This window comes from Paenibacillus sp. AR247 (assembly GCF_002968895.1).
GTDB lineage: Bacteria > Bacillota > Bacilli > Paenibacillales > Paenibacillaceae > Paenibacillus_AQ > Paenibacillus_AQ favisporus.
On record NZ_PCZT01000012.1, the window covers coordinates 121,276 to 129,184 of the forward strand.

The following is a 7,909-nucleotide window of genomic DNA, read 5'->3' on the forward strand; positions in this document are numbered from 1 at the left end:
TTGGCCGACGTGCGCGCGCCGCGCAGTCCCAGCTCTTCCTGAACCGTTGCGCCGCAGTACAGCGTATTCGGCAGCTTCTCCTGGTGGAGCGCCTCCAGCAGTTCGATCGCAAGGCGACCCCGTAGCGGTTGTCCCAGGCTTTGGCCATGATTTTCTTCGGATTGGCCAGCGGCGTGAATTCGCAGACCGGCAGCACCTGAAGCCCCGGGCGGATGCCGAAGGATTCGGCTTCCTCGCGGTTATCCGCACCGATGTCGATGTACATGGCTTTGATGTCCACCGGTTTGCTGCGCTGCGATTCGTCCAGCAGGTGGGTCGGCGTCGATCCGACGACCCCGAATACCGGACCGTTAGGCGTGATGATTTGCAGCCGCTGGGAGAGCACGGCTTGGCTCCACCAGCCGCCGAGCGGCTGAAAGCGCACCATTCCGGCTTCGGTAATGCCGGTGACCAGGAAACCGACCTCGTCAAAATGGCCGGCCACCATGACTTTCGGGCCGTTCTCATCCCCGCGGAGGACGCCGAACAGACTGCCGAGGCGATCCTGAACGAACTCGTTCGTGAACGGGGTCACCGCCTCCTTGAAATATGCGCGCAGGTCTTTTTCAAATCCGGAAGCCGCGGGGAATTCCGTCAGCTTGCGGAACATATCTTTTGTTTTTTGATCCATCGTACCTTATCTCCTTTATTATGAATGTGGTTATGTATTTAGATTGAACCAAAGTTTTGCATTGAACTTCCTGTTATTACGGCCTATAGAGGCCAATAATATTCATTTCTTTAGTTCATTCTATGCAGTTGACTTCAATCCTTAGTATGAACCCACTTGATCCGAATGTCCACGTCCGGCGGGCAGAAGCACAAATGGCGAACCTGATGAATAGGATATCCTGGACGGATGCCCTGAAGTCAGCCGGAAGGAGCCTGGTTATGGAACCGATACACATGGATCGCCGCCAAGAAAACATCCTGATCCTCGTATTGTTGATTTTGCTGGTCATCGTGCTTCTCTTCTTATTATAATCCGCCTGCCATGGATAGCCCTCATTAAACAGCCGCCAGGTTTCAAATATTAGCGCCCGGCTGCCTGGCGCTGTTTGCTGCCCACCTCCGCTTGCTGCCCACCTCTGCTTGACATACATAACTCTCCTGCAAATGACAAATAATGAAAAGGAATGATGAATAGGAGGTGCCTGTAATGCCTGCCAATACGAAGAACAGGGGAACCGGATTCAAGATCGATTCCTTGACGCCCGAGGAATATAAATCCATTAGCAAAAAGCATTCTCCTTCGCGCAGCACATTCAAAAACTGCGTAAGTGCTTTTGTGGTCGGCGGCTTGATTTGTTTGATCGGACAAGCGATTCAGCGGGCGTTCATGAGCTGGTTTGACATGACGGTCAAAGAAGCGGGCAATCCGACCGTTGCGGTGCTCATTATTATATCGGTCATCCTGACCAGCTTTGGCGTGTACGACAAAATCGCACAATGGGCCGGAGCGGGCACGGCGGTACCGGTTACGGGCTTCGCCAACTCCATGTGCTCGGCGGCACTTGAGCATAAAGCGGAAGGCTACGTCCTTGGCGTCGGGGCCAACATGTTCAAGCTCGCCGGCTCTGTGATCGTGTTTGGAACCGTCGCCGCCTTCGTCGTGGGACTCGTCTACGCCATCTTCGGCATCCAGGGAGTGCATCAGCCATGAAGCTGACCGGCCAGACCTGGGAGTTTGACACCCGGCCCGTTCTGATCGGAAGCGCCGCCGTCGTCGGTCCTGATGAGGGACAAGGCCCGCTGTCTCCTGATTTCGATTATGTGTACGACAATCTCGAAATCAATGAGAAAACATGGGAGAAAGCGGAGCGGAGGCTGCTGGAGCAGGCCGCCCAGCTTGCCGTCATCAAGTCGGGCCTGGACAAGGAACAGATCCAGTTCTATGTTGGCGGGGATCTGATGAACCAGATCATCAGCAGCACGTTCTCCGCCCGCAAGCTTGGCGTGCCATACCTGGGCGTATTCGGGGCCTGCTCGACGTCCATGGAAAGCCTAGCGATTTCCGCCCTGATGGTCGACACGGGGGCCGCGGAACGGGTGATGGCCGGAACGGGCAGCCATAACTGCACGGCCGAAAAGCAGTTCCGGTATCCGACCGAATACGGCTCGCAGAAGCCGCCGACCGCCCAATACACGGTCACCGGGGCGGGCTGCGGCGTCATCGCCAAAGGCGGACAGGGCCAAGCCGGCCCGAGGATCGCCCGGGCGACCATCGGCAGGATCATGGACCTTGGGGTCAAAGATCCGTTCAATATGGGCGCCGCGATGGCGCCGGCCGCTGCCGATACGATCGCCGCGCATTTCCGGGATACGGGGCTGTCTCCCGATTATTATGACTTGATTGTGACCGGCGATCTCGCTTCGGTCGGTCTGCCGATTGCGAAGGAGCTGCTGGAGAAGGAAGGCTACCAGATGGACGAGACGAAATTCGGCGATTGCGGGCTCATGATTTATAACCGTGAGAAGCAGAAGGCCGTCCTGGCCGGAGGAAGCGGCTGCGGCTGCTCGGCGGCGGTGACCTACGGCCATTTGGTCAAACGGATGTTGCAACGCGAATTACATAAAGTGCTGGTCGTGGCGACCGGCTCGCTGCACTCCCCCTTGTCGGTTCAGCAGGGAGAGAGCATTCCGTGCATCGCCCACGCCGTAGCGCTGGAAATGGAGGATTAACCAATGCAGTTTTTATGGGCGTTTATTATCGGCGGTCTGATTTGTGTCATCGGCCAGCTCATGATGGACTTGTTCAAGATGACGCCGGCGCATACGATGAGCACGCTGGTGGTGGCGGGAGCGGTGGCTGACGGTCTCGGCTGGTACGATCCCCTCGTCAAATTTGCCGGTGCCGGCGCTTCCGTTCCCATCACCAGCTTCGGCAGCTCGCTTGTTCACGGAGCGCTGTCGGAGCTTCAGAGGGACGGCTGGATCGGGGTTGTGACAGGCATCTTCGAGGTCACCAGCGCGGGGATATCGGCGGCGATTATCTTTTCGTTTATCGCCGCGCTGTTCGTCCGTCCCCGCGGGTAATTCCACCAATCCGCCGTTTGCATTTCCTTGCTTGAACTGAAAATGGTTTGCCCGAATAAACACCCCGGAATTGTGTATTCCGGGGTGTTTTGCCGTTCATTTCGGCGGGTATGTGGGGGTATACGACGATTTTAGGAAATGTGCCCAATATACTTTCTGTTCTTCCTTCATGTACAATGTAAAATATATACTTATATGTATCCAGCTATTTTACGATGTTATCGATTTACCAGTGAACGCATCTGCGAGCATGTTCATTGATTACGAATTCTAGGAGGAACTGATATGCCCGTACGCAGCGAATTTCTTCACATTATTGCAGCAGTAAGATCTAATCTCGAATCTTGCATATTGGGAAAATCATTTGAAATACAGCTCCTTCTAACTGCTCTGCTGGCCGAAGGGCATGTTTTGATCGAAGATGTACCCGGAACGGGGAAGACGCAGCTCATCAAGGCGCTCGCCCGGTCCATGAGCGGCGATTACCGGCGTGTCCAGTGCAACCCGGACATTCTGCCGAGCGATATTACCGGTGTTTCCGTATTTCATCCGCGCGAGGAGCGGTTCTACTTCCGTCCGGGTCCGGTGATGACCAACATTCTTCTGGCTGACGAAATTAACCGGGCCACGACGAAGACCCAGTCGGCCCTGCTTGAGGTCATGGAAGAGCGCAACGTGACGGTGGACGGCGAAACGTATGAGCTTCCCCGCCGTTTATGCTGTGCGCCACCCAGAATCCGATCGACTTTGAAGGCACTTACATGCTGCCCGAAGCGCAGCTTGACCGTTTTATGATGAAGATCAGCCTCGGCTACCCCGACGCGGCCACGGAAAAAAGCCTGCTGTACCAGCACAAGCAGGGCCAGCCGGTCGACCGGCTGACTCCGGTGACCAACATGGAACAGATCGCGGAGATGCAGCATGAAATCCGCAGCATTTATATCGACGAGGCGGTGACGGACTATCTGCTGAGCATCGTACGCCGTACCCGGGAGCATGCCTCCGTCCTGCTCGGAGCCAGCCCGCGCGCTTCCCTGTCGTTCCTGAACGCGGTTAAGGCGTTTGCTTTCCTGCAGCAGCGGGAGTACGTCCTTCCGGACGATATTAAGACGCTCGCTCCTTATGTTCTCGCCCACCGCATCATCCTTCGTCCGGAGTCCCGGCTGGACAACGTCAGTCCGGAATCCGTGCTGAAAAACATCCTTCAGCAGGTGCATGTGCCTGTAGCGATGGAGCGATAAATGATGACAAGGCTGTTAACCGGTATCCGATCCGGACTCAAAACCCCGAGGTATTGGGCCGTACTGCTCGTATGGGTCGCCAGCCTGTTCTATGTTCTGTTTCAGGGGGGCAAGACGTCCCTGATGCTGTTTGTCATGATCAGCGTCATCGTGCTGTATTTGATCGTGCTTGGCATCAGCGGCGTCCGGCTGACGCGGGGAACGCGCCAGCTGTCCACCGAAAGGGGACAAGGCACCGTGCTTCACGCCGGCGAGCAGATCAAGGTCAGGCTCCATTTTTCGATTCCGGGATTTCTGCCGATGCCCTATATCATTATCCGTGAAGTCATGAAGCGGCATAACGGAGATTCCTGGTCGTTTGAGGAAAGCGTCATTCCCAATTACAGAGGCGGCGGTACGCTGATGTTCCAGACGCCGCCGCTGGAGCGGGGAAGATATTATTTTACGGAGACGGAATGTGTCAGTGAGGATATTTTCGGCTTTATCGAGCATAAAGGCCGTTTTCATGTGCCCGGCCAGTTTCGCGTGATGCCCCGAACCGTGTTTATCCCCACATGGAAGCTGTTCGACCGGAATTCCCCGCTTGCAGGGCCGCAAACCGCCTCGGCAGCTTCACGCAAAGAGACGACCCAGATTAACGGCGTTCGCGATTATGTGTACGGGGACCGGATTTCCCGGATTCACTGGAACGCTACCGCGAAGACCGGACAGTGGAAATCCAAGGAATTCGAGTACGATTCCGTTCCGAAAACGATGCTTCTGCTGGACGCCACGAAGGCTCACTACGGCTCCGACGCGCAGTTTGAGCTGGCTGTTTCCACAGCGGCTTCCCTGCTCGAGTATGGCGGGCGCGGCAGAATGAATATGGGCCTCGCTACCCTCGGCAACGCATTCAAATTGTTTCCGCCAAGCAGCGTGCAGGGGGACCGCCAGCGGATGATGCATCACCTGGTGGACCTGTCCGCCGACGGCTACGGTAAGCTGCTCCCGAAGCTGGAGCAGAACGCACGGTTTCTCCCGGCAGGGGCCTTCCTCGTTTTCATTTCACCGGCCAGCGGCCAGCAGGTGCTCGACATTCTGCGCTGGGTTGAGACCCGGGGCATGAGCTCTTCGCACATCCGGATCAGCTCCGGGCGAGAAAAGGGCGTAGAAGGCTGGGGAGCGATGCTCGCTTCCCGCGGAACCTTTGCGTGCAGCATTCAATCGCTGAGTGAGCTGCCGGCCGTATTAGGGGGTGGAAGGGTTTGATCAACTGGCTGTATTCGCTGCGCACTTCGTTTTTCCGCACCTTATCCTTGGTGTGGTTGTGGATTATGGCGCTGCAGTGGATTTACTTTATGAACAACATTTGGTACAGCGAGACGACAGCCATCGTCATCATCAGCGTGACGGTCATCACGGCGATCGAAATCTTGCTGCCAATCAAAAGCATTTACCGGTACGTGCTGGAAGGCATCGCCGTGCTGTACATCATTCACCGGGAGATGATCGCGTACTGGATTTACTTTCCGGCAGGAAGCCTGCCGAACCGGATTCAGCAGTTTACGGGCAACGCGCTGCCGTACCTCGGTTTTGCCGTAGGCGCTTGGATTCTGCTGCTGCTCAGCGCCAAGCTGGTCAACAATCAGCGCAGAATCCTCGTGTTCACAGGCATGCTGATCGTGGCGTTCTCCATACTGGACTCTTTCACCGTGTACGATTTATGGAAGGAAGTCGCCTGGACGGTGTTTGCGGCGCTCGGCTGGCTGGTCAGCGAGCACTTCCGCCGCTTCCAGCAGAAATACCCGCATGGCTGGCGCTATCTTCGCCAGTACCCGCTAAAAATGCTGCTGAACGTGGCAGTCATTTTTTCGCTCGTGTTTTCGGTCGGCGTCAACATGCCGGAAGTGCCGCCGTCCCTGACCGATCCCTACACGGCTTGGGTCGTCCAAGGTGAGACGGCTGCCACGGCTGGCGTTGACGGGGATCCGGCTGACTCGGTGCTGCGGACTTCCTCGGGATACAGCCGCAACGACACCAAACTTGGCGGCGGGTTCAACTTTGACTACACGCCGGTGATGGAAATCAGCTCGGACCAGCGAAGCTATTGGCGCGGGGAGACCCGCAGGCTGTATACCGGCAGCGGCTGGGGGGACGAGCGCAATTCCGGCAGGGAGACCGATGAGGTGACGGCGGATACGAAGCTTTCCGGTGATGGACCAACCGCCGGCGATTCGATGACGGTAAGACAGACGGTTACGATGCTGAGCGACAATCAGTACCCCGTTTTGTTTGGTGCGTATAACCTGTCCAAAGTAGAGCTTATCGATGACGGGAAAAATACAGGCAGCCTCCGCTGGAACAGTTCCCAGTCAGAGCTTCGCTGGACCGCCGAGTCAAAGCGGGACCGTTATCCGAAAACCTACACGGTGGTGTCCGAGGTTCCGGTCGTTTCGGAGGATGAAATCCGCCAGAAGTCGTTCGCCGACCTGTACGGCTCTCAAGGGACCGAGGATGCCTATCTGCAGGTGCCGAACGACTTTCCGAAGCGGGCCCGCGACCTTGCGGAAGAAGTGACGGCTTCCGGAGCAACGCCTTATGAAAAAATCGGTCTCCTTCAAAACTATTTAACAACGAATTACATATATACAAACGAGCCCGACTTGTCCAAAAAGGTCAGCAACGATTTCGTGGACAGCTTCCTGTTTGAGATCAAGGAAGGATACTGCGATTATTTCTCGACTTCGATGGTGATGATGGCCCGTTCCCTCGGCATCCCGGCGCGGTGGGTCAAAGGGTACGCTCCCGGCCAGGTGCAGGGAAGCAGCGCCGACGTGCAGGTCCAAGGCGTGCAGGGCACCTCGGACTCCGGCGTGTATACGGTGACCAATGCCGATGCGCATTCGTGGGCCGAGGTCTATTTCGGGCCGTACGGCTGGATTCCGGTGGAAGCAACCCCCGGCTTCAGCATGCCGCTGCTCACGCATGACGCCCAGGCGCAAGATCCGGCCGAGCCGGAGAAACAGCCGGAAGTGGAGGAAGACCAGCCTGAGCAGGCGCCGCAACAGGCAGCGCAAAGCCAGGATCGCGGACCAGTGGTGCAAATCGTATACGGCGCTTCCATCCTCATCCTCGCAGCGTTTGCAGTGTATGTGCTGTGGCGGAATCGGCTCCAGCTCCGGTTCGGATGGCTCCGGCTTCGTACGGGACAAAAGCTGTCTCCCGACCAGAAGGTCATCGTCATGACCGAACGGTGGATCAAGCAGCTGCGCCGAAGAGGACTCAAACGCGGCGCGGACGAAACGCTCCGGGAGTCGGTCAGCCGCTGGGAAGGACGGTCCCCGGCGCTCGGATCCTTCCTGGAGCCGCTGCTGCAGCTGTTCGAGAAGGCGCGCTACAGCCCTTCATCGGTGTCGGAATCGGAATGGAGAAGCGTCCATGCCCATGCGAAGGAATTGAAAGCTGCAATGAAAAAGATACCGAAGAATGCAGCGTGATGGACTTTATAGAAGGCGCCCTCCGGGCGTTTTCTTTTTTGTTTCGCCCGAACATTAAGTTTTTTACTAACTACGCAGATTATGGTATAGTTTGTCCTATGAAACTGAGGTGACATC

5 protein-coding genes and 2 pseudogenes are annotated in these 7,909 nt (G+C 56.6%); 6 read left to right on the forward strand and 1 reads right to left on the reverse strand.

The window, feature by feature from the left end; genetic code table 11:
- Positions 1-487: pseudogene (locus tag CPT76_RS21855) on the reverse strand (peptidase M28); the annotation flags it as partial.
- Between the two features lie 711 nt (positions 488-1,198).
- Here CPT76_RS21855 and spoVAC point away from each other — a divergent pair.
- From spoVAC to CPT76_RS21890, 6 genes and pseudogenes are all read left to right on the forward strand, one after another.
- Positions 1,199-1,702, forward strand: a complete 504-nt coding sequence (gene spoVAC / locus CPT76_RS21865; protein ID WP_076169727.1) for a stage V sporulation protein AC — start codon at positions 1,199-1,201, stop codon at positions 1,700-1,702.
- A complete protein-coding gene (gene spoVAD / locus CPT76_RS21870; protein WP_105444465.1) occupies positions 1,699-2,721 on the forward strand; it encodes a stage V sporulation protein AD in 1,023 nt (340 codons plus the stop codon). Before spoVAC ends, spoVAD begins: the two co-directional genes overlap by 4 nt.
- A gap of 3 nt (positions 2,722-2,724) precedes the next feature.
- Positions 2,725-3,075: a stage V sporulation protein AE gene (gene spoVAE / locus CPT76_RS21875; protein ID WP_076169729.1), complete on the forward strand. Its 351-nt coding sequence runs from the start codon at positions 2,725-2,727 to the stop codon at positions 3,073-3,075.
- Between the two features lie 285 nt (positions 3,076-3,360).
- Positions 3,361-4,316: pseudogene (locus CPT76_RS21880) on the forward strand (AAA family ATPase).
- A 3-nt stretch (positions 4,317-4,319) separates the two neighbouring features.
- A complete protein-coding gene (locus CPT76_RS21885; protein WP_105444710.1) occupies positions 4,320-5,564 on the forward strand; it encodes a DUF58 domain-containing protein in 1,245 nt (414 codons plus the stop codon).
- Positions 5,561-7,792 carry a transglutaminase TgpA family protein gene (locus CPT76_RS21890; RefSeq protein ID WP_105444466.1) on the forward strand — a complete coding sequence of 744 codons (2,232 nt, stop codon included), beginning with the start codon at positions 5,561-5,563 and terminating at the stop codon, positions 7,790-7,792. The genes CPT76_RS21885 and CPT76_RS21890 overlap by 4 nt, the downstream gene beginning before the upstream one ends.
- The last annotated feature ends 117 nt before the right edge of the window (positions 7,793-7,909 follow it).

Bases quoted from the DNA above. Each gene is read 5' to 3' on its own strand.
- spoVAC (WP_076169727.1), top strand. From the start codon at position 1,199: ATGCCTGCCAATACGAAGAACAGGGGAACCGGATTCAAGATCGATTCC.
- spoVAD (WP_105444465.1), top strand. From the start codon at position 1,699: ATGAAGCTGACCGGCCAGACCTGGGAGTTTGACACCCGGCCCGTTCTG.
- spoVAE (WP_076169729.1), top strand. From the start codon at position 2,725: ATGCAGTTTTTATGGGCGTTTATTATCGGCGGTCTGATTTGTGTCATC.
- CPT76_RS21885 (WP_105444710.1), top strand. From the start codon at position 4,320: ATGACAAGGCTGTTAACCGGTATCCGATCCGGACTCAAAACCCCGAGG.